The following is a 23316-nucleotide window of genomic DNA, read 5'->3' on the forward strand; positions in this document are numbered from 1 at the left end:
AATGAGTAAGCATTTTAAATTCAGGTGACTGATTCATTTAATGCTTAATTCTCGTTATCACAAATCTGGGTTTTCCTTTTTTAATAACTCTTTAACCGCCAGACCAAATGATGCAGATCCTTCTTGCGCGGTATATCGAATATGAAGAATAATATCGGTCAAACTTTCTAAATCCTGCGAGGTATTGGTAAATTGGAAATTCCAACTCGATCCTACTCCTACCCCCTCAAAGGGTAAGAAACGTTCATCATCGAAATTAAGCGTGAACATTCCGCTGTCATTAATCCCCGTAGATAAAGCAATTTGTTGATTAGGCTGGATACTGCGCACCGTATAAGGCGTTTCCGCACGAATTCCTTCTTTCAACATTTTTTCAACGGTTTTGAGATCCGCTTTTGTCGTATAACTGCTCACACCCGACAAACTTAGTTTGGCACAGATATCTTCATAAGGCCCAATTAACATAGGCAGCGTCACTGAAACTGATTTAATCCGCCGATTAAATAAACCCGGATAATCCGTACCAAATTGTTTTAACTCATCCAAATTAAAGGTGATTGCATTATGTGATTTCAGCACTTTGAGATTATCTTCCCAAGACTCGCCCAATAAAGATTTAAGCGAAATCGTTTTGATAATTTCCAATTTACGCGAATTTTGCTCAACGTAAGTGCGTTCCATACGTTGCAACGCCAATTTCAGATTTTCACCGACCAACAGCCCTTGATAGAGATCATTCCAGCTCGCGCCATCAATAAAATTCTGCTCGCCTAGCCCAAGTTCATATTGTAAAGAGGCTTGTGCGGATAAACACAACGATGAAACAGCATCATAAGCCTGCAAATAGAGGCTTGAGATCTGGCTAATCATCCAAGTATATAAGCTTTCATTAGTAAAACGGCTGGAGAAATACGCCAACAGTGCCTGAGATTGTTGTTGCTGTGCTTCAACTTGCGCCAAACGCTTACGTGCGGCACTAACCTGCAACTGCTGAATATTAATTTGCTGATCAATAGATTTTACTTCCCATTCAGCCTGTTTATATTGCAGTTCCCACTCTTGCCGGCGACGGCGATAAGATTCAGAAACACTGAGGCTATCAGCTTTAGTACTATCGGATTGATGTTTCAAGGTTGCTATTTCAGCAACAGCATTTAAAGCGGCCCCCCAATGTGAACCTCCAACTGCCAATCCATAAATATTGGGAACTAAATCCAGTGCCGCCGCCGCTGTTCTTGATACTTGTGAAGCCAACAGAGCAGAAGATGCCTGAGCCTGTAATTCAATAACCTGCTGTTCCGTTGACGAAATATTTTCATCATAAAGACTTTTATAATGTTCGTACCGCTCCTGAGCAGATTGTTTACTCACTTGCAACGCATCAAGACTGGCTTGGTTAATATTGATATCTTGTTGCTGAAGGTCAACCGCAAAACGGTAGAGATCATTATTCTGAACCATCTGAAATGATTCAAAACTCAAATTATCTTTCCGTTCCAACAAACTCAACAACGTGCTGCCAAATTGTATCAATGTATCGACACCCGATTTCGCCCGCGCCAACATCGGTTCAAAACGATAATTTGGTACTCTGAAATTCATTCTGCTGGCATTTCTGGCAGCAACAACCCGCTGATAACGCTGATTCATTAATCCACGAGGAGAAATTTTCGAATCATAAAGATCCATAGAAATTTCTTTACCATCCAGCGTTAAATTATGCCGTAAATTGTAAATCCGGCTTTCTATTTTATCCCACAGGGCCGTTAACTCTTCATTAATCGGTTTCATAAAGAGATCATTATCCAGCGCACGAATCGTTTTATCATGAACCACCGGGGCATAAGGCAAAGGATAACTTATCATCTCCAATGCACGTACTGTGCTACTCTTCTTATATAATGCATCCTCAAGAGTTATCGGCTGCCATGAACTGGCTAATTGGAGATCAGGACGCGCACCTAATAATGAACTTGCCGTTGCATAGCTCAGACGTGCCACCGTTCTGGCAGTAGGCTGTAACTTGCGATATTCCATGTCACCCTGATCGATAATATTCTTAACGTAGAAGTTAAAAATAGCCTTACGATAATGAATAGGTTCACTGGCAGAAATTGCATCAGGATCAGCCGGTTCTATTAAACTACGTAATCTCTTGGGTTCGTCAATGATCGGGCGACTATTCCAATAACGTGGCTTATCTTGTTCCAGCGCCGGTTCGTCATTACTTTCAAAAGGATTAAAAATAAACTTAATCCAGCGACTGGCTTCTTCATAACGCTGTTCGACATTAAACCGCCAGGCCACCATAAATGGCATATGGAAGAATAATTCCCAGAAATAAATACCATTTGCCCCTTTAAGGTCGATAGGTTTTGAAACATTACCGGTAATCGGCTCTTCATGAATATTTTGCGTTTCCCAACTGAGAACTTTATCCAGTTTTTGACTCGCCTTACTAATTAATTCTTTTGCAAACAGGGTATTTAGACGAATCGCCTTGTCAGAATACCAACTTTCTAATGGTTCCTCTGGTTGCTCTTCTTTTGGAAATTGCAAATACTGAGTTTGTTTAGTCTGTTTAATCTGAACCTTGTCACGGAGCAATTTCCCAACACTCAATTTTTGCTTAATTTTACCTGCAATATCTCCAGTTTCCGACGGCAAACTAAAACCCGTAACAACCGTCACATCACTCCTATCGCATCGATTCAATGTGACACTCAGCTTTGGATCATAATCTTCCGGGGTAAGCACTTTATAATTCAACCAACAGCGTTCACCCTGACTATCTTCTAACCAAATACAATAAAGGATATTTTTGCTTCTGCTAAAATCATATTTATACGTTGAAGTGGACGTAAGATACATATTCAATGTCCCGTCAACATAAGTCGCATCCAGCTTGAAATCGTCTATTTTACCCAGTTGTCCTTCAAATTCTTTTTCCCCTGCTATCGGCCATTTCATATTATTATTAACAGGGTAAAGCACCAATTGCTTATATTCGTCCGGCCCTCCATTTGCGGGTTCCCGGAAATAGAACCAGACTAAAGCAGCGCCATATGCATCCAGATCAGATAACTTCGAAGTGGATTTAGGCAAATCCGTTGCTTCCATTAATAAATTGTCACAAACATAGGTAAAAACTTCGTCATAATCGTATGCTTTTCCATCATTACCTGTACCCTGCATACGTACAAATGCCACCAACGCTAAACGTTCAACGTCTCCGGTACGATCGAGAACCGCAATCAACTCTTTCATAGAATGATCAAGTAAATCTTCACGAACGGTAGTGCCGGTACTCCAGGTACCATCAAACGCTAAATGAGCCAAATTAAGTTTGGTACGATATTTAATACTATTACCTTGATCTTGTTTTTCTTCAGAGACTTCAAACCAACTAATATATAATCGGTTATTCAAGATAATTGGACGAACAATACCGTTACACGCATTTTCCAAAGGAACATTAATCAGCTTCCACTCACTCCAGGCGGTAGGATAAAGTTCATCAGTCTGATTATTACGCTGTTTGGCATCTAAAGTTCGCCAGAAATAACGGTAAGGTTGAGTTCGTGTTTTAGCAATGAAATAGACCTTATCATCGGCAATATCAATACCATCTTCGTAGCCAGAAATAACCTCTAAATTACTGACCTCTTCGAAGTTATTCAAATATCCCAATATCGCTTTCTGAGCAACATCATCGGTGAGCTTACCCTGATTAAGTGCGCTTTCAAGTTGGAAAAAGAATTCTGTTTTGGTTAAACGTAATGTGGGATCAACATAGACTTCCGGGTAAATAGCCAGTTGTTGATTTGCCGCCCAATAACCATAACGATTAGCAAACTCCTGCCAATTATCTGCCTCTTCCTGAGTCATCGATAAACCTGACTCTAAATTCAAAACAATACGGTTAATATATTGTTGTATAGATTGGGTAATATGTGCGATACGGGCTGTTTTTACTTTGGAAGAGACCTGAGTGTCTAACAATAGAAAATCATACAAGTCATCAACATTTTGAATTCTTTCACGCAAGGATTGAAAAGCAGTATCATGCGGAACAATCTGACCAAGATAATAATCAACTAATGCATCACGCAAATTTTCCTGTAATTTTGCTTCAATTAAATTAGACATTCTCATTATCTCCTTGCGCTTTTAATGCAGCCATTACTGCTTCACCGATGCTTTGGAAAGCTTCAAAATCTGAATTAACATCAAGTGCACCAGCACCTAATAAAGGCTCAACGGATAAATTAGTTTTCACAGAAAATTGTTGTAGCCGTCGTATCCAATCTATTTGGGATAAGGTCATCGCACGTTTTCTTTCTAATCCTCCTTTATCGCAAGCAAGATAAATTTCATCAGGACCCCAATCTAAAATTTCAGCCAGTAATTGCGCACATTTATAATTATTATCATCCTCTTCCGTCTTCGGTAAAATTTCACTGTTAGCAAAAGTAAAATATTCCTGAACCTTATCTTCATTTTGTGTCGCATTTTCCAGTAAATCTTGATAGCGATTCAATAGGAAAATTTCATCTAAAGATAATGATATTTCTGTTGTTTCATCTATGGTTAGTCCAAGCCATTTAGGATTTGTCAGGCGCAATAACAATAGATTATTACCTATGCTCAACGCATTAATTAATTGGGTATAAATTAACAGACTATAGGTTAAATCCAGAAACTCTTTTTTAATATCTTCAACTTTTTCTGATGTATTATCTAACACCATTTTCAACACTGAATAAACACTACTTCCTAACCAACGCAATTGTAGTGGCACAATATCTCTTGATACCCCATATTCACCCGCAATAGCGCTAGATAATAGACTTTCTTGTGCGGTTTTAGCTTGCAATATAATCTGTACGACAATATTAATTTGATTATCATCTGGAATTTTATTCGCTACAATATCTTCTATCTTTTTCCTCAGAGATTCTTCATCTGTTTTTCCCCATACCAACGGAATATCTTTGATTAATCCATTATCCCTATCAAAAACACCATTTTCATCTGACAAAATGGTCCACCAATCTGTACCATTTATTTCTTGCCGATTAAAATCAGAGATTTGCAAACGTACATTATCAGTAAGACCGTCAGAAATTCCTTTATAAAAAGTTAACATACCACTTGTTGGCACGACCGGAAGCTGAGTTTTACCTAATAATAGAGAAAGCTTAATTGGTGTCAGTTTAGTTTTAGTGAGCCAGGAAGTTAAAACCTCCATTTGGGCAATAATACTGAGGATGTCATCTTTCTCTCCTAAATCCGGTATATTTGCCAGATATTCGCTTTTATCCGTTAAAATATCCACCAGAATTAATCCATCTTCCGCAGAAAAACCAAATAATCGTGGAATAGTCACCAAGCGATAAAGTCTGGATACGACATCAAGATTACGCACTAATTTGCCAGAAGAGAGTTTCAATGCTTTCTCAACGATAGGCGCAATCACTTGAAACGTGGATAAAGAAATAGCTAACCCTGCACATAATTGTTTAACTGTTTTTGCGCCATCTCCTTGATTTTCCGTATAATTAAATTCTTTCCCATCCAGAATTAAAGGCTGATCAAAAAGTTTAGACTGATTAAATAGTTGATCAAAAAATGGAATATTATTGCTAATAGCAAATGGCGTAATTTGATATATCCATCCGGCAAACGTCTCCGGTAATACTTTATATTGTGTCGATAAATGACGGAATAAACCTAATGCTCTTAATGTATTATTAGAGATAGCCAAATCGGTATTATTAGTCTCAGCTTTTATTGCTGAAATTACCAATAAATCAAGCTGATGATAAGGTAACGCTAACCAACGCTGTAAACGAATAAAGCGGTTCATTCGATCATAACGAAAATCAGAAACTGCATCTATTTCCCGTCCTGAGTCCGTTCTCACAATGCTTAATGCGTCTAATTGCCCCACATTTATATAAATTCCACCATAGTGATAAGGTGCAGGAAAGTGTTCTGATGTTTGCCCACTATCGAAGATAGGATTAGAAAATACCACATTTGGCGACACTAAAGGCCGGAAATCACCACTACTAAACAGGTGTTCGAGATCTGTCACTTTCGATCCTGTTTGTTGACCAAAAGATAAAATCTCTGTTAATTTCACACGTTCATCCGCAGAAACGCCATAGTTATCTTGGAAAAATTTTTCTGCTTCTGGCAATAATTCTGATTGTGCAGTCCCTTGCTTAGCAATAGCAAAACGATAAGTCATGGTCAGAAAATTAATGCCTTCAATATTTACCGTGGTATTATTTGTACTTTCTTTGGGTATCGCGGCATAAACTGTCATTTCACCAAAGAAAGGACCATTATCTAAATTACCGATATCACTATTATCACTTTCTACATAAGTTAATTTTAACTGTCGGCTAAATGGTGATGAATTATCGAAAGGCTCCATCCTCGCTTTTATGCGATTGTAGGTCAGAACATTTTCACCACGAAGTTTAACTTTGATCGTCTCTTTAGCTTTATTTTCACAGGTAACGACAATTTCATCATAAGCTTTATCAACATTATCACTCAATAATGTCGGGCCAGTGATATTTTCATCAGCATGAATAATATAAGCATGTTTTGCAACATCACGTTCAGGCAATATTTCTGTTGTACTTGTGCTGAAATAGCTATTAATAAGTTGTTCGCGTGATAAAAAGTTTTGCGCAAATGGGCTTTTCTCTGTCAGTAAACTCATTTGCTCCTTACTTAATTGAGTATAAGCAAGCAGAGCCTGATCACGTTTTTCCGTTAAGATATGCCAAGGAAATTGTTGATTCACTTGCTGAATAACTGTACCTAATTCAGTCTCTTTTTCGGCCAAACCTTTATTGATCTGTTGCGAGGGTAAACTATAGGGTAATGTAAAGGGAAAACGAGTCTCTCCCAAAACCTGATTAACCGGTTTTTCCGCCTGACCTGTCTGATCAATATATTCCCTGGCACTTTTCGACAAAACATCATTCACAATAGATATTGCCGTGATCTCTTTGTAAAGATTATCACTATTAAGTAATAAGTCAGGAATATCAGCACGCCTTTGCTCCAACCCCACGGCATTATTAGAGCCATCTAACTCTATTTGTTGTACAAACTTATAAAGATCAAGCAGGTAATTTACCGGACTGTCAAGAGATTCAATAGCGTTTGGCTGACAGAAGCTATCCCAAGGCTCAGGAAATAGGTTACTGTAATCAGGTAATTTTTCTTTCTCATCTGCATCATTATTGCTATAAGAAAAATATCTTGCCTGATGACTCGCTTTTGTTAATGATGCGCCATCGTAATCCCTCAATTGTCTTTGCCGATAACTTTGTACCAATTGATTAGCCGCACTCACTGCTTTATCAAAAATTACCTCTGCATGACCTGATAAAGATTGATTATGGCGTTTAATAAATCGTTGCTTTGATACTTCTACAATATCAAAAATTGAGTGATATCCCAGACGCTGGAGTGTATTAACCAGCGTGATAGTGGAATTATCTTCTTTCTCTACTGCGTTTAATAACATATAACCTGATGGCGATTTTGACGATTTGATTTCTGCCACCGCAGCTAATAATGGTGATACTTTTGTTATATCCTGTTTTTCACGAGAAATGCTTTTATATTTATCCATTATATTATTCCCAACCTAATTAATCGGAAACACCTGAACAGAACAGTTATAGAGACTATAACCATTTTAAGTAGTGAGATTTTTTAAAGCATAAATTCAATTTAATTTACATGCTTCACACTGTTTCTCTTTCGGTTTATCGTAAGAAGGAAGCTCACCTTCGAAATAGAATGGTTCCATTTCAATTACTTTTTTAATTGCTTTACGACCCAATCCTTCATGAACAGCATTTGTTAATAAGCCATTATCTTGATCGCCGCTCCAAATAAATAAACCACCAAGCCCTTTTTCTTTAACATAACGGCCTTTTTCTCTGACTGAGCGTGGTGTATCTAATGACATAAATACTTTGAGATCTTTATTGTAAAGATAATCAGCTTTCGCCACCGGATCATGGAAAACCGTAAAGCCATTACGACCTATTTGATTTTCATAATCAACATAGTTATAGATAATATCTGTCCATTCAATTACGCTGTATTCGAAACTCCCTACTGTGGATGTTCCATCAGTATATTTCCCAACCAGTTGTTCATTATCCTTACTCTCTAACTCCGCAGTTCTGGCATTACGAGTGTAACCCGAATAACCAATATAGATTGATTTTGGATTAATTTTTAAAGAAATAAGATAATTAACTGCATCATCGACTGAATATTTAGAATACTGGTCATCCTTATTGCGATAAAGATTAGTATGATGAGAAAGTTTTCCATCACCCAATGTAAAGAAATCATAAGTCATTAAGTTGATTTCATTGACACCGGCAGCGATCAATTCTGGAATATTCGCTGCTTTAATTTTTTCTACATCAGCAGAAGCTGCAATACTAATTCCTTTCAAATTACTGATATTTGCACTCTTCAAATCCTTAATAAGCTCAGCAAAGTACTTATAATCATCTTTATCAAATTGATTATTTTCCCCCGCAGAACCAGGATATTCCCAATCAAGATCAATATGGGTTAGCATGGGGAATCTGGTGTATAAATCTTTAACCCCCTCAACAAACCGTTGACGCAGTTTCTCATCACGACAAACTTTATAAAAAGCACCACTCATTGACCAACCGCCAACGCTAACAGAAATTTCCAAATCCGGGTTTTCTTCTTTGAGTAAGCGCAATCCTCCTAATACCCCTTGGGCTTTATCTTGCTGATATAAGTCTACAGGATTGCCCACCCACTGAGTAAAACCACAATTAAGATAGGCTGCAACATCAGCCCAGGGATCAATTGGAATAGGTTTGCCTTCGTGATTCTCAAGAATATCTTGTTCAGCATTCCCCATTTGCCATCCATTTTCACCCGCAGCAGCAATGATAGTTGTTCTTTTCTCTCCAGTGTCACCAATAATACCTGCAAAGCTAAAGATAATTCTCTGAAACGGCTTTCCCTTGTCTTTATCACCCTTAAGGCGCATTAAATCAGCGCCTCTGCCGCCATTCTTTTTAAAATCATCTTCGCTTGCTGTGTCAATAAAACGCGCATCATAAATTGACCAATCAGTTAAATAACAGAAAACACCAAAATCATCCTTCTCCTCATAAATATTAAAAACCGTTTTAGCAAGTCTTGTTGGGGTATAGGATAATGCGCTATCGGCCGTTTTAGGATCAAAACTATTTAACCGATAAGTTTTCTGCGCCGCACCTTCTTCCGAATCCTTAACCTTATATGGATCAGTTTCATATACCAATTGGCTATCTGCTTTTGGTTCATTTTCACTCATATATTACTCCACTAATAGTACAATTATTTTAAACATCAGAGAGTTAAATCATGGCAACCGATGCCAGAATTAAGTAGAGATCTATAAGTATTCAGATTAAAAATCGTTCCTCAGGCATACCTATAACGTATTAAATACAAATAATTACATAGTCTTAACTTATAAAGATCTAAATTTTAAATAACACGATATGTTAGAGTTATGAATACTACTTCTCACAGTAATATCGGTTAAACCTCTTTTTTTCATATACAGATATAAAAATTAATTATCTATTCTCCCCGTTTGCCTATTGACTCAAACAAAATCCAGCTAATTCTGCTCTTTAACCAATTTTTACTATCACTAAACTCTTTTTTTCATGAAACATGATTTACATACTTAATATTACTAAATATATATCATAGCTATGTCATAAAATAATATGATGAGTTATTTGTGACAATAAGATAATAATTTTATTAAAATTAAGTATCCGATATTATCTGATCTCTAACTATTAATTATTTTATGTTACACCGTAACAAAATGTCGCCAAATTAACCTTCAATTTTATCTAGTAATATTAAAATAGAGTTATCTCTTGAATAGATTCTGTGGGAAATTCACTACCTGTAACGTTGATCATTTCAAATTCGAGAAATAACACAGCAAATTAATAAACGCGCCAAAAAATACTTGACACACCAATTTCGTTCCAGTTTACTAGTACACAAGTGAAAACGATATTGTCTTGTATATCATCTAATCAATACTAAAGAGGCACTGAAAATGGCTGTATTTATGGCGTCTATCCGTTGGTGGCATAACTTCCCAGTAAGGGCGGTATGGTCACGCACATAAATCAACAGTGCCAAATTACCAAAACCCGCCTAATCAGCGGGTTTTTTTATATGCATAACTTATTGACAGGACGAAAAAATGACGGATAAACAACCAAAAATCACAGTAATTGAGCAGGAAACCGCTTACCAACCTGATCCTACGCTACTATTCAACCAACTCTGCGGTGAGCGACCAGCAACTTTATTACTAGAATCTGCGGAAATTAACAGCAAAAAAAACTTAAAAAGTCTGCTAATTATCGATAGTGCCTTACGCATCAGTGCCAACGGCAATCAGGTTACTTTTGACGCTTTAACAGAAAATGGCCGAAATTTATTACCCATTTTGGCCAACAAATTTTCCAGCAATATCCAATCTGAAATAACACACAATACTCTTCAAGTGATTTTCCCACCAATCAATCACAATATAGATGAAGATAATCGTCTGAAAGCAGTATCCGTATTTGATGCACTGCGTGCCCTGCTTTCTCTGGCGGAAGAGCCGTCACCATACAATTCGTCAAGCGCAGAAGCGATATTCGTTGGCGGCCTTTTTTCCTACGATCTGGTAGCCGGATTCGAACCATTACCCGCAGTAAAAACCGTTCAACGCTGCCCTGATTTCTGTTTTTATCTCGCAGAAACGCTATTGGTGGTCGACCACCAAAATAAAAATGCACGTTTGCAAATCTCTCTTTTCAGTGATTCTCAAGCAGAGGAGCAACGCCTTAAGCAACGATTGAAAACATTAGCGGCACTCATTACCGAGCCCATTGAGCCAGTACAACAAATCTCTCTGCCAACCATGAAAGTTTCATACAATCGGGATGACAAGACCTATGCAGAAATGGTGGCGCAATTACAACAATACATCCGCCAGGGGGATATCTTTCAGGTAGTGCCATCAAGACGCTTCTTTCTGCCCTGCCCGGCACCGCTTCATGCTTATCAAAAACTTAAGTACCACAATCCAAGTCCCTACATGTTTTTCATGCAGGACAAAGATTTCTGTCTGTTTGGCGCGTCTCCTGAAAGCGCGCTTAAATATGATGCATCCAACCGCCAAATTGAAATCTACCCGATCGCCGGCACACGCCCCCGTGGGCGCAATGCGGCTGGCGAGCTGGATGCTGATCTTGACAGCCGGACCGAACTGGAGATGCGAACAGATCATAAAGAATTAGCCGAACACCTGATGCTGGTCGATTTGGCTCGTAATGACCTGGCCCGCATTTGTGAACCGGGCAGCCGCTATGTCGCGGATCTGACAAAAGTCGATCGCTACTCTTTTGTTATGCATCTGGTCTCCCGCGTCGTGGGGACATTACGCCATGATTTAGACACCTTTCATGCCTATCAAGCTTGTATGAATATGGGTACCCTCACCGGCGCACCGAAAGTACGCGCAATGCAACTTATCGCTCACTATGAAAGCGAACGCCGTGGCAGTTACGGTGGTGCTGTCGGTTATTTCACCGGCAAAGGGGATATGGATAATTGTATCGTTATTCGCTCTGCTTACGTGGAAGACGGTATAGCCACTATTCAGGTTGGCGCAGGTATCGTACTGGATTCCGAACCTTTAGCCGAATCCGAAGAGACTCGTAACAAAGCAAGAGCAGTCATTCGTGCAATTATTGAGGCTCATCAGGCAGAGGAGACTTTCTAATGGCAAATATTCTTCTGCTCGACAACGTGGATTCATTCACCTATAACCTCGTCGATCAATTACGTCATCATGGTCATCAAGTTGTTATCTATCGCAATACGGTTGCAACTGAAATGATTATGCAGCAATTAAGAATGCTCTCCTCTCCGCTATTGATGCTTTCACCGGGACCGGGTAAACCATCTGACTCAGGTTGTATGCCTCAATTACTCCAACAAGTCATCGGCAAAATCCCAGTGATCGGCATCTGTCTTGGGCATCAAGCCATTATTGAAGCTTATGGTGGAAAAATTTCTGCTGCTGATGAAATCCTACACGGCAAAGCTTCTCTGGCAAAACACGATAATCAAGCTATGTTCGCTAATCTGGAAAACCCTCTACCCGTTGCCCGTTACCACTCTCTCATGGGTAGCCGAATTCCGTCTGAACTGACTATTTCTGCCCGTTGTGGCGACACCGTTATGGCCGTTCGCCACGATAAACATAAGGTTTGTGGATTTCAATTTCACCCAGAATCAATTCTCACAACTCATGGCGCTAAATTGCTTGAACAAACTCTGGTTTGGGCACTAAATTAAAAGGGAGATGAAAATGCAAGCTATTTTCAATAAATTGTTTAATGCGCAAACACTGACACAACAAGAAAGCCAGCAACTATTTGCCGCCATTATTCAAGGAGAATTAAGTGAACCACAACTCGCTGCTGTACTTATCAGCATGAAATTACGGGGTGAACAACCACAGGAGATTGCCGGTGCAGCCCAAGCATTATTGGCAAATGCCCTGCCATTTCCACGGCCGGATTACACTTTCTGCGATATCGTCGGAACGGGCGGTGATGGTGCGAACAGTATCAATATTTCAACCGCCAGTGCCTTTGTCGCCTCGGCTTGCCATATTAAAATTGCCAAACATGGTAACCGCAGTGTTTCCAGCCGATCAGGTTCTTCTGATTTGCTGGCAGCGTTTGGGATCGCCCTTGACATCAGCGCGGAATGTGCTCGTAGTGCACTGGATGAAATTGGCATCTGTTTCCTATTTGCGCCACATTATCATCTGGGATTCTGTCATGCGATGCCGGTACGTCAACAACTGAAAACCCGGACTATATTTAATATATTAGGTCCTTTGATTAACCCGGCACGTCCGCCATTGGCATTAATTGGCGTCTACAGTCCCGAGCTCGTTGAGCCTATCGCTCGAACCTTACTGGTTCTCGGCTATCAACGGGCAGCGGTTGTACACAGTGGTGGCATGGATGAAGTCGCACTGCATGCACCAACGAAAGTGGCGGAAATTAACGAGGGAGAAATTACCCATTATCAATTAAATGCCGAAGATTTTGGTTTACAACGTCATCCAATGTCCGCATTAAAAGGAGGTTCACCAGTGGATAATCGTGAAATGCTCAGTTTATTGTTACAAGGACGGGGTAAGAAAGCCCATGCAGATGCCGTTGCGGCTAACGTTGCTCTGTTAATGAAAATTCATGGACAGGAAGATTTACGTCATAACACACAACAAGCTCTCGAAACTATTCACAGTGGCCGAGCTTATGAACGAGTTATAGCACTTGCAACAAGGAGTTAATCATGCAAGCTACCATTTTACAGAAAATTGTTAATGATAAAGCCGAATATCTTATTAATCGCAAACAGCAACAACCATTGGAAAGTTTTATTAATGCTGTTGTTGCCAGCAACCGCCATTTTTATCAGGCACTAAACAGTGAACAGACGGTTTTTATTCTGGAATGCAAAAAGGCATCTCCTTCTAAAGGCGTTATTCGTCAGGATTTTGATCCCATTCAAATAGCGAAAATTTATCAGCCCCATGCAACCGCCATCTCTGTATTAACTGATGAAAAATATTTTCAAGGCAACTATGAATTTCTTCGTTTAGTCAGTGATACCGTTCACCAACCAGTATTGTGCAAAGATTTTATTATCGATCCTTATCAGGTTTATCTTGCCCGTTATTATCAAGCCGATGCGATTTTGCTGATGCTTTCTGTTCTTGATGATCAGCAATATATTACGCTGTCTGAACTTGCGCATAGCCTGAATATGGGCGTGCTGACTGAAATCAGCTCAGAGGAAGAGCGTGCCAGAGCAGTTGCACTAAAAGCTAAAATTATTGGTATTAATAACCGTGATCTGAGAGATCTTTCTATCGATTTAAACCGTACCAAACAACTTGCGCCACAGTTACCGGAAGAAACCATTGTTATTAGCGAATCGGGTATCCACCAGCATCAACAAATTCGCGAGCTTAGCCATTATGCTAATGGCTTTCTCATTGGCAGTGTTTTGATGGCCCAACCCAATCTGGACTTAGCATTACGTCAACTGATTCTGGGTGAAAATAAAGTCTGTGGATTAACTCGACCACAAGATGCGAAAGTGGCATTACAGGCAGGTGCTGTTTATGGTGGTTTGATATTTGCTGAACATTCACCACGTAAAATTAATATCCAACAGGCCCAACAAATTATCAATGCAGCAAATCTCAAATATGTCGGGGTATTTCAAAATCAATCATCTGCATTCATCAGTCATACCGCTCGTGCCCTTTCTCTGGCTGCGGTGCAATTACATGGTGCCGAAGGCGAAGTTTATATTGCGGAATTACGAAAAACATTGCCTGAAAATTGTCAAATTTGGAAAGCCATTGATATGTCGAAAGATGAATTTCACACCAAAGCCAGAAATGTTGACCGTTATTTACTTGATAACGGCAAAGGCGGAACCGGACAAAGTTTCGATTGGCAATTACTTGAAAAACAATCACTCGCCAATATCATGCTCGCCGGTGGATTAAATGAAGATAATTGCCAACAAGCAGCAAAATATGGCTGTTGCGGACTTGATTTTAACTCTGGCGTCGAAAACGCACCCGGCATCAAAAGCAGTCATAAATTAAATAAAGTGTTTCAGCTACTACGCTGTTACCAATAAACAGCAATTTTCCAATTAATTACTGTGTTCCGATTAATTACTGTGTTCCGATTAATTACTATGTTCCGATTAATAACAATGGACAAATAGAATGATGAGTAAGCTTAACCCCTATTTTGGTGATTTCGGTGGACAATTTGTACCACAGATCCTTATTCCAGCCCTTGAGCAATTAGAAGCCGCCTTTATTGCCGCTCAGCAAGATCCTGAATTCCAGCAAGAATTTCAAGATCTACTGAAAAATTATGCAGGCAGGCCAACGGCATTAACGTTATGCCGTAATCTGACGAAAGGCACCAAAACTCGCCTTTATCTGAAACGAGAAGATCTATTACACGGCGGTGCTCATAAAACCAATCAGGTACTTGGTCAGGCTCTATTGGCGAAACGCATGGGCAAAAACGAAATTATTGCAGAAACCGGTGCTGGTCAACATGGTGTAGCCACCGCCCTTACCTGCGCACTTTTAAATATGAAATGTCGCATTTATATGGGCGCTAAAGATGTGGAGCGCCAATCCCCTAATGTTTTCCGCATGCGTCTGATGGGAGCCGAAGTTATTCCGGTTCACAGCGGCTCTGCCACCTTAAAAGATGCTTGCAATGAAGCGTTACGTGATTGGTCTGGTAGCTATGATAAAGCCCACTATTTATTAGGAACTGCCGCCGGACCACACCCTTATCCGACGATGGTCCGAGAGTTCCAGCGTATGATTGGCGAAGAAGCCAAATCCCAGATTTTGGCAAGAGAGGGACGCTTGCCCGATGCCGTGTTGGCCTGTGTTGGTGGAGGCTCCAATGCCATTGGCATGTTTGCCGAATTTATTCCTGAAACATCGGTCCGCCTGATTGGTATTGAACCTGCCGGGCTTGGTATCGAAACCGGTAAACATGGCGCGCCATTGAAACATGGTAAATTGGGTATCTATTTTGGTATGAAATCGCCAATGATGCAGACAGATGAAGGCCAGATTGAAGAATCTTATTCTATTTCCGCCGGTCTGGATTTCCCTTCCGTTGGCCCTCAACATGCCTATCTGAACAGCATTGGACGGGCTGACTATGTTTCCATCACCGATAATGAAGCATTAGAAGCATTCAAAACCCTTTCCCACGAGGAAGGCATTATTCCAGCCCTCGAATCCTCTCATGCGCTGGCTTATGCTTTGAAAATGATCCATCAAGCTCCTGATAAAGAGCAATTACTGATCGTTAACCTATCTGGTCGCGGTGATAAAGACATATTTACTGTCCACGATATTTTAAAATCCAGGGGGGAAATTTAATGGAACGTTACGAGCAGCTATTTAAACAACTGGAAAGCCGTAAACAAGGTGCTTTTGTCCCCTTTGTCACACTCGGTGATCCAACCCCAGAATTATCATTGAAAATTATTGATGCACTGATTACCGGTGGCGCTGACGCTCTTGAGTTAAGTATTCCTTTTTCCGATCCGCTGGCTGACGGCCCGACAATTCAGAATGCTAATCTGCGCGCTTTCTCCTCAAATGTGACTCCTACGCTCTGTTTTGAACTATTAACAAAAGTTCGGGCAAAATATCCTGATATTCCTATTGGTTTATTAATGTATGCCAACCTGGTTTTTCATCATGGAATAGATGAGTTCTACCGCCGTTGCAAAGATACAGATATCGATTCAGTATTAGTTGCAGATGTTCCTATATCAGAATCACGGCCATTCCGTATTGCAGCCATGAAACATGGGATTGCCCCCATTTTTATTTGTCCCCCCGACGCGGAAGATGAACTATTACGTGAAATTGCTTCTTATGGCCGCGGATATACCTACTTATTATCAAGAGCAGGAGTGACCGGTATAGAAAAACGAGGTGAAAAACCGTTAAATCATCTAGTCAATAAACTATGGGAATATCATGCTGCACCACCGTTACAGGGATTTGGTATTTCAGAACCTAAGCAGGTAAAAGAAACATTAGCGAGTGGCACAGCGGGAGCCATTTCAGGATCTGCCGTCGTTAAAATTATCGAAGAAAATCTTTCTCAACCAGAAATAATGCTGAAAGAACTGACTGAATTTGTATCAAAAATGAAGTCTGCCACTCAACTTTAATACAAAAGATGGGGCAAAATCTGCCCCATCTTTTTATTAAAAGTGATAACCAACCCCAAACATAAATACCCACGGATCAAGCCGGGTATCAATTTTATATTGCTGGTCACCTGCTTTAAATTTCACATCCGTTTCAATGTTTACCCACCATACAGAGGCATTCAACATCCAATTCTGATCTAACTCATAATCCAGACCAACCTGCCCCGCAACCCCCCAGGAGTCCTTTAAGTCCAGACTATGTAAGTTATTATCTTTAACAGCCGAATTACCATTGAATTTTTCGTTAAAGAAAGTGGTATAGTTAAGACCAACACCAACATAAGGGCGGAAACTACTTTCTTTAGAGCCGAAATAGTATTGCGCCATTAATGTCGGCGGTAGATGTTTTACTTTAGCAATATCACCAACACCCGGTAAACTTACCCGATGCTGGAAGGGTGTCCCTGCCAGTAATTCAAAACCAATATTATCGGTCATCATATAACTGAAAGTTAAACCCATCTGGGTATTATTATCCGCACTAAAAGAACCCACCCCCAATACATTATCAGAACCTGTATTAGGTCTTACTGTTGCAGTACCTGTGCGGAAAATAAAATCACCCGCTTCATGAGCAAAAGCGAATGATGGTACTAAAGTTGCCGCTGCTAATACAAATGCAGAAATTTTTTTCATTATTCATCCCATTCCTGTGATTTAAAGTCAATCAAAATATACTCATATATTAGAAATTATGATCCAAGACAGATCACATCTTTCAAAGAATTTCAGTAAAACCGCATATCTATAATATTATTATTTCAATTAGGAATTATTTTAACTTGATCCAAATCAAAGTTTATTTATTATTAATCAGTTAGTAATCTTTTTACCCATTCCGATGTTTTATCTTTCCTCTCATTATATTTCCATTATGTTTTAATAAGGTTAATTTTATGTTTGTTTTTATCTTAAGAATATAATGTGAAGAATTTTTTTCTGTCATCAACAATCACAGCTAACCATTAATTTATCCGTATCATCTTGTTTCTACTATCCACGTTTCCCCATAACAAGGTACAATCATCCCCTATGTATTGTTGTTTAACCTGATAGGAGCTGTCTTCATGCCAATCACGGCGAATACCCTGTACCGTGACAGTTTTAACTTTTTCAAGAATCAACTGTTAAGTACCCTGACCCTAGCCGTTCTGGCGGCTCTGGTTACCACCTTATTGGGGCACCTGTTTATTCCTGACAGCGAACAGATGAAGTTGCTGACAGAAGCAGAATTCACGTTTGCCACCTCAGGCAAGGCCGGTATTCAGGAGCTGGTGTCTCAAATGACCCCAGAGCAACAGTCAATGATCATGCGGGCGGGAATCGGAACCATTTTCTCAAGTATGATTGGCAGCGTACTATTGGTCGGTGGTGTACTGACGCTGGTCGCAGCAGTTTCAGAGGGAAATCGTATCTCTTCATTACAGGCAATTGGTTTATCAGCAACCCAATTACCGAGATTGTTCCTATTACTGCTTATCTGCACCCTGCTGATTCAACTGGGCTTAATGCTTATGCTGGTGCCAGGCATTATTTTGTCGATCGCACTGGCTTTATCACCCGTTATTATGACTACCGAGCGTTGCGGCATTTTTGCTTCTATGAAAATAAGCTGGAAACTGGCATTTGCTAATATTCGCCTGCTGGTTCCGGCAATTCTTTTATGGCTGACTGCGAGGCTCTTGCTGGCATTTATTATTGACCGCCTAACACTCATTCACAACGAGATGGCAGGAATTATTCTTGGTGTGTTTAATAACCTCATTTCAGCCATTTTGCTGATTTACCTGTTCCGGTTGTATATGCTGGTTACCTCTTCACAACAAAAATCAATATAAAATAGCGATTCAAACAAAAACCCCGTAGCAATAAAACTATGGGGTAAACAGAATAAGCTAGTGATAGCTGGATTGAGCTAAAATGCAAAAAAATTCCCTGTTTTTTCAACAGGGAATTTTATAGAAAGGAGAGCTAATTAAATATCAATTAGCGAATTTCGGTTAGAATCGATAGCCAACACCAACTACCCAAGTTCCTACTTTAAGGTCATTCAGTTTTGAATATTCATAGGATGTATCAATTGTCCAATTTGGCACAGGGTTAAATTGTAATCCCAGTCCGTAGCCAATAGACGTTTTACTGTAACTCTCTGAATCAACAAAATCAGAGAGTTTAGCCTTTCCACGTGCAGCACCAACCATACCATATACGCTAACATAGTCATTAAAACGATATGTAGGCCCCGCCATCAAGGAATAATAATCTATATCAGCTTTAGCTACTTTTCGACCACCGTCATAAAATTCGTAACCCAAATGGGTATATGTGAGTGAGCTAATAACGCCCCAATTATTATCCAACTCATAACGGTATTTTAAGTTGAAGCCTTTTGGATGGTCGTCAATCTTATGATCTTTAAACTTTGCATGACTCTGAGCATAACCACCAGAAATCGTGCTTTCGCCGGCATTTGCCGCAAATGCAAATACAGATAAACCTGCTGCCACCACTGAGGCTACCAGTGCTCTTTTCATTCGAAATCCCTAATGTTATATAAAATATAGAAAAGATTAATTACGGGCCGCAATTATTTATCAGCAACTAATAGAAAACAACTCAATCCCGTTTATTGTTAACTTTTCGTTTAACTAAATAAACTAGTGACGCTCTCGCTATTATCATAAAAATCAACCCACTGCAATCGACTGTTGTTCGTATTTTATAGTTCTTTATTACTATTGGGATAAAAGCAAAAAAATTCCCTGTCTTACAACAGGGAATTTTGTCTAGAATAGATAGTGATAACTAATAAAGGAATAATCTTCAGATTACATGGCTAAACATGGACTAGCAATTTCAACTAAATACTAAATAGATATATGGACACTAAACCAACACAAATCTACAACTGGCAAAGTAGTCACAACATATATCCTGTTTCAATAATCCCTGATGAAAATCCGTACTCTCTATCCTCATTATTTCGACAGCCTTTAAATCAACCATCTAACAAGCTAACAGAGAGTTGGTTCTAACATTAATTTATTATCTTCAGTCACTTAATTGGATTTTTCAAATCACAAAAACTGGACTGAATTCCCTTTAAAGGAACAACTACATTGGAAACACTATTTAGAATCGATAACCCGCACCAATTACCCAAGTGCCTATTTTATAGTCACCTACTTTTGAATATTCATACGATGCATCAATAACCCAATTTGGCATAGGGTTAAACTGTAATCCTAGACCATAAGCAGCAGATGTCTTACTCTCTTTATATTCAACATCATAGCCCAACACAGCAGCATTACCCTTTGCCTTTTCCTTTCCGTGTGCAGCACCAACCAGACCATATACACTTACGTACTCATTAAAGCGATATGTAGGACCTGCCATTAAAGAATAATAATCTAAATCACCAGTGCCAATCTTTCTACTACCATAATAGTAATTATAACCCTGATGTGTCAGGGTGAATGAGCCAATAACACCAAAATTATTATCCAGCTCGTAACGATATTTCAGGTTAAAACCTTTTGGGTTTTCATCAAGCTTTTCACCATCAACCTTCACATGACTCTGAGCATAGCCGCCAGAAATCGAACTTTCTCCAGCATTTGCTGCAAATGTGAATACAGATAAACCAACTGCCACCGCTGAGGCTATCAATGCCTTTTTCATTGGAACGTCCTAAATAGTTATTGTACAAGTAATAATGATTTTGCTTTGTTAAAATATACTTATCAAAAAACAAAATGTAACGTGGTATTAAATACGTAATACTTCAATCACATTGTTTTTTAACAAGAAATATTAATGAAAGGCAGGGATTTAGGATCTGATATCTCAAATTAATAGAAAAGCAGTGGTCAATAATCACACGTGCGAAAATTAAAAACTATTTTTTTAATATAATTTCATATATGACTACTTTATTTATCGTATTCATTTGCTAATACCAATAATTCTATTACAAATGAACTATAGCTTAACAATTGTTCAATCAGACCTCACAGTAATAAAACTATGAGGCTGAAAGTCATAAACAAGTTTGCGTTGTATTAACTTACGTTGTATTAAATTTGCTATTTCAAGCTGCTATATTTTTAGCCCCACAAGAAGACATAACCCTTTCGCTGATTTTTTGTTCAATTTTTATTTCAAAATCAGTAAACAGCGCCTTTGGTTTTACGCTTCTATTACTTTTTTCCAGCGTTACAAAACCATGTTGGCTAAGCGTCTTTAATGTCACTGACAGATTGCTTGGTTTCCTTCCTGATAAATTAGCCAGCTCCGCGATTGTCTCTGGTTTGTGCTCATCTATAAGACGCAGAAGCGCAATATTATCACTGCTAAGTACTTGAGCAAGAGCAATCATGGAAGTAAACCAGATTTTAGGCTCTAAATTATTATCTTTTAGCGTAATTAGAGTACCATTCAGGCTTACTTTGAATCATTCGTACCGCAAAATAGAGATCGGGCGCCACAATCAGATCGTCATCGCTACTTTGCAGTTTATTCTGTTTTATCCAACGGGTAAGTTCTGTCCGACGACCGGCGAGCACCAATGTGATATCTCTTACTTTCAATTCACTAATCAACTCATCAATAGCAGCAAATACACTGACATCATCATGGGTAAAACTAACAGCCGCATCGACAACCAGCCAACCCGGACGTTTTTGCGTTTTGTTAATTTTTTGAATTCTGTCAACATGCCGTAGTACCCGTTTTTTAAAATAGCTAACATTGAAATAAGTCAATGGCGAGTTAAATCGGTACATCATCACACCATCTATTGGTTTAATATCATTGCCATGATTAATCGAATGAATCATTCCTTGGTCATTTACCCCCAAGAGCTGATCTGTCGGGCGGAATATAATTCGCAAAAACTGTAATAAACCAAGCAGAACAGCGAAACCAACACCGTTAATCAAACCAACCACCAGCACAGCAATCAACGTAAACAGTGATAAAGTAAATGCCTGATGATTTCGTTTCCTCAGTGACCAAATCCGCCGTAAATCCAACAGTGACGATGCTGAATAAATCAGTACTACACCAAGAGATGACAATGGGATATAAGCCAGGAAACGGGTCATAAATAACAAAACCAGCAAAATAATAGTCGCTGCAATAACAGAGACCAATTGCGTTTTCCCACCAATCGCATCATTAACCGCAGTACGACTGCTGGCAGCACTGACAGCAAATCCTTGTGATAAAGCAGAAGCAATGTTCGCAATGCCTAAGGCCCTAAGTTCACAATCTGCATCAATCTGATAACCGTTTTTACTGGCGAAGCTACGGGCCGTCATCATGAAACTGACAAAACTGATAACAGCAAGGTTCAAAGATGGGATAACTAGCTCACGCATAATGCCTGGCTGGAAATCGGGCATTGGCACAACAGGTAATCCCCCACCACTGACACTGCCAACAATCTGAATGCCATATTTTTCCAGATCAAATTGCCAGCTTATATAAGTCGCTAATACCATTGCCAACAAAGGCCCAGGCCAAGTCGGACGCAAGAAACGCACAGTGAGCAAAATCAATACTATAGCAACAGACATTGCTAACGTCGGTAAATGTGTACTCATGAGCTTGACAGGTAATGCGATCACCCGTTCAATCAATCCCGCCGGAACGCCAGCAAAACCAAAGACTTTAGCTAGCTGATCCACAATGATTGTCAATGCAACACCGTTCATTAATCCTTTCAGGATAGGTTTGGAAAGAAAATCAGCAAACGCGCCTAATCGGAAATGACTGGCGAGAACACACCATATCCCGGTCATTAAGGTCATGACGATCGTGAGCTGCCAGCGTACATCTTCATTATCAAAAACCAATGGCGCGACAGCCGCTGCAATAACGGCACACGTTGCGGCATCTGGCCCGACAATCAACTGTCTTGAAGTACCAAATAGTGCATAAGCGAACATGGGTAAAATGCATGCATAAAGACCAATAATTGCACTTATTCCCATCAATTCGGCGTAAGCAATAGCAACTGGCAGAGCAACTGCGGCGACAGAAAGCCCAGCTCTTAAATCATGACTAAACCATTCCTTACGATAATGAGAAAAATTACCCAACCCTGGCATCCAACGCTGTAGTTTTTTCCACTGCATCTGGTTTATGCCCTCTTATTTTTCAACGGGTTTTCGTTATAATGCTGCGTTATATGTTCACTGACAACCGGAAGTTAATTACGCCGCTCTTTATGGTAAAATTGTGCGAAACCGATCGATAAAAACCTTTTTTATTGATAGATATACCCTATGGATTTCAAGATGCATCGCGACGGCAAGGGAGCGAATCCCC

Annotated in this window: 15 protein-coding genes and 1 other annotated feature; of the genes, 7 read left to right on the plus strand and 8 right to left on the minus strand. The window is 39.6% G+C overall.

Going from position 1 to position 23316, the window contains the following annotated elements:
* Window positions 1-57 precede the first annotated feature (57 nt).
* The 3 genes from ACGF5R_RS00245 to ACGF5R_RS00255 form a co-directional block, all read right to left on the minus strand.
* On the minus strand, window positions 58-4149 hold the full coding sequence (locus ACGF5R_RS00245; RefSeq protein WP_387689102.1) for a neuraminidase-like domain-containing protein: 4092 nt from the start codon (window positions 4147-4149) through the stop codon (window positions 58-60).
* Window positions 4142-7663 (minus strand): Tc toxin subunit A, encoded by a 3522-nt coding sequence (locus ACGF5R_RS00250; protein WP_387689105.1) that lies wholly within the window; start codon window positions 7661-7663, stop codon window positions 4142-4144. The genes ACGF5R_RS00245 and ACGF5R_RS00250 overlap by 8 nt, the downstream gene beginning before the upstream one ends.
* 96 nt (window positions 7664-7759) lie before the next feature.
* Window positions 7760-9394: a glycoside hydrolase family 18 protein gene (locus tag ACGF5R_RS00255; protein ID WP_387689108.1), complete on the minus strand. Its 1635-nt coding sequence runs from the start codon at window positions 9392-9394 to the stop codon at window positions 7760-7762.
* A 792-nt stretch (window positions 9395-10186) separates the two neighbouring features.
* Window positions 10187-10287: a sequence feature (Trp leader region), on the plus strand.
* Between the two features lie 28 nt (window positions 10288-10315).
* On the opposite strand from ACGF5R_RS00255, the gene ACGF5R_RS00260 reads away from it, so the two are divergent.
* The 6 genes from ACGF5R_RS00260 (at window position 10316) to trpA (ending at window position 16938) form a co-directional block, all read left to right on the plus strand.
* Window positions 10316-11890: an anthranilate synthase component 1 gene (locus ACGF5R_RS00260; protein ID WP_262980034.1), complete on the plus strand. Its 1575-nt coding sequence runs from the start codon at window positions 10316-10318 to the stop codon at window positions 11888-11890.
* A complete protein-coding gene (locus tag ACGF5R_RS00265) occupies window positions 11890-12468 on the plus strand; it encodes a gamma-glutamyl-gamma-aminobutyrate hydrolase family protein (RefSeq protein ID WP_387689111.1) in 579 nt (192 codons plus the stop codon). Before ACGF5R_RS00260 ends, ACGF5R_RS00265 begins: the two co-directional genes overlap by 1 nt.
* Before the next feature lie 13 nt (window positions 12469-12481).
* Window positions 12482-13480: an anthranilate phosphoribosyltransferase gene (gene trpD / locus ACGF5R_RS00270; protein ID WP_225816101.1), complete on the plus strand. Its 999-nt coding sequence runs from the start codon at window positions 12482-12484 to the stop codon at window positions 13478-13480.
* A gap of 2 nt (window positions 13481-13482) precedes the next feature.
* Window positions 13483-14847, plus strand: a complete 1365-nt coding sequence (gene trpCF, locus ACGF5R_RS00275) for a bifunctional indole-3-glycerol-phosphate synthase TrpC/phosphoribosylanthranilate isomerase TrpF (RefSeq protein ID WP_387689114.1) — start codon at window positions 13483-13485, stop codon at window positions 14845-14847.
* Between the two features lie 94 nt (window positions 14848-14941).
* Window positions 14942-16132, plus strand: a complete 1191-nt coding sequence (gene trpB, locus ACGF5R_RS00280) for a tryptophan synthase subunit beta (RefSeq protein WP_112875908.1) — start codon at window positions 14942-14944, stop codon at window positions 16130-16132.
* Complete coding sequence (gene trpA, locus ACGF5R_RS00285; RefSeq protein WP_387689119.1) at window positions 16132-16938, plus strand: tryptophan synthase subunit alpha; 807 nt, start codon at window positions 16132-16134, stop codon at window positions 16936-16938. Before trpB ends, trpA begins: the two co-directional genes overlap by 1 nt.
* A 36-nt stretch (window positions 16939-16974) precedes the next feature.
* On the opposite strand, the gene ompW is transcribed toward trpA, so the two are convergent.
* Window positions 16975-17616, minus strand: a complete 642-nt coding sequence (gene ompW / locus ACGF5R_RS00290; RefSeq protein WP_011146701.1) for an outer membrane protein OmpW — start codon at window positions 17614-17616, stop codon at window positions 16975-16977.
* 431 nt (window positions 17617-18047) lie between these two features.
* Here ompW and ACGF5R_RS00295 point away from each other — a divergent pair, with 431 nt between their 5' ends.
* Window positions 18048-18818 carry a YciC family protein gene (locus tag ACGF5R_RS00295; RefSeq protein ID WP_387689123.1) on the plus strand — a complete coding sequence of 257 codons (771 nt, stop codon included), beginning with the start codon at window positions 18048-18050 and terminating at the stop codon, window positions 18816-18818.
* Window positions 18819-18980: 162 nt separating this feature from the next.
* On the opposite strand, the gene ACGF5R_RS00300 is transcribed toward ACGF5R_RS00295, so the two are convergent.
* From ACGF5R_RS00300 to ACGF5R_RS00315, 4 genes are all read right to left on the minus strand, one after another.
* A complete protein-coding gene (locus tag ACGF5R_RS00300) occupies window positions 18981-19514 on the minus strand; it encodes an Ail/Lom family outer membrane beta-barrel protein (protein ID WP_387689126.1) in 534 nt (177 codons plus the stop codon).
* Window positions 19515-20112: 598 nt separating this feature from the next.
* Window positions 20113-20664 (minus strand): Ail/Lom family outer membrane beta-barrel protein, encoded by a 552-nt coding sequence (locus tag ACGF5R_RS00305; RefSeq protein ID WP_112875883.1) that lies wholly within the window; start codon window positions 20662-20664, stop codon window positions 20113-20115.
* 409 nt (window positions 20665-21073) lie between these two features.
* On the minus strand, window positions 21074-21361 hold the full coding sequence (locus ACGF5R_RS00310) for a MarR family transcriptional regulator (RefSeq protein WP_387689129.1): 288 nt from the start codon (window positions 21359-21361) through the stop codon (window positions 21074-21076).
* A gap of 31 nt (window positions 21362-21392) precedes the next feature.
* On the minus strand, window positions 21393-23123 hold the full coding sequence (locus ACGF5R_RS00315; protein WP_387689132.1) for a SulP family inorganic anion transporter: 1731 nt from the start codon (window positions 23121-23123) through the stop codon (window positions 21393-21395).
* Between the last annotated feature and the right edge of the window lie 193 nt (window positions 23124-23316).

This window comes from Photorhabdus sp. RM71S (assembly GCF_042879355.1).
Lineage (GTDB): Bacteria > Pseudomonadota > Gammaproteobacteria > Enterobacterales > Enterobacteriaceae > Photorhabdus > Photorhabdus kayaii.

Excerpts from the sequence above, each read along its gene's own strand:
- ACGF5R_RS00245 (WP_387689102.1), bottom strand. The coding sequence starts at position 4,149 with ATGTCTAATTTAATTGAAGCAAAATTACAGGAAAATTTGCGTGATGCA.
- ACGF5R_RS00250 (WP_387689105.1), bottom strand. The coding sequence starts at position 7,663 with ATGGATAAATATAAAAGCATTTCTCGTGAAAAACAGGATATAACAAAA.
- ACGF5R_RS00255 (WP_387689108.1), bottom strand. The coding sequence starts at position 9,394 with ATGAGTGAAAATGAACCAAAAGCAGATAGCCAATTGGTATATGAAACT.
- ACGF5R_RS00260 (WP_262980034.1), top strand. The coding sequence starts at position 10,316 with ATGACGGATAAACAACCAAAAATCACAGTAATTGAGCAGGAAACCGCT.
- ACGF5R_RS00265 (WP_387689111.1), top strand. The coding sequence starts at position 11,890 with ATGGCAAATATTCTTCTGCTCGACAACGTGGATTCATTCACCTATAAC.
- trpD (WP_225816101.1), top strand. The coding sequence starts at position 12,482 with ATGCAAGCTATTTTCAATAAATTGTTTAATGCGCAAACACTGACACAA.
- trpCF (WP_387689114.1), top strand. The coding sequence starts at position 13,483 with ATGCAAGCTACCATTTTACAGAAAATTGTTAATGATAAAGCCGAATAT.
- trpB (WP_112875908.1), top strand. The coding sequence starts at position 14,942 with ATGAGTAAGCTTAACCCCTATTTTGGTGATTTCGGTGGACAATTTGTA.
- trpA (WP_387689119.1), top strand. The coding sequence starts at position 16,132 with ATGGAACGTTACGAGCAGCTATTTAAACAACTGGAAAGCCGTAAACAA.
- ompW (WP_011146701.1), bottom strand. The coding sequence starts at position 17,616 with ATGAAAAAAATTTCTGCATTTGTATTAGCAGCGGCAACTTTAGTACCA.
- ACGF5R_RS00295 (WP_387689123.1), top strand. The coding sequence starts at position 18,048 with ATGCCAATCACGGCGAATACCCTGTACCGTGACAGTTTTAACTTTTTC.
- ACGF5R_RS00300 (WP_387689126.1), bottom strand. The coding sequence starts at position 19,514 with ATGAAAAGAGCACTGGTAGCCTCAGTGGTGGCAGCAGGTTTATCTGTA.
- ACGF5R_RS00305 (WP_112875883.1), bottom strand. The coding sequence starts at position 20,664 with ATGAAAAAGGCATTGATAGCCTCAGCGGTGGCAGTTGGTTTATCTGTA.
- ACGF5R_RS00310 (WP_387689129.1), bottom strand. The coding sequence starts at position 21,361 with ATGATTGCTCTTGCTCAAGTACTTAGCAGTGATAATATTGCGCTTCTG.
- ACGF5R_RS00315 (WP_387689132.1), bottom strand. The coding sequence starts at position 23,123 with ATGCAGTGGAAAAAACTACAGCGTTGGATGCCAGGGTTGGGTAATTTT.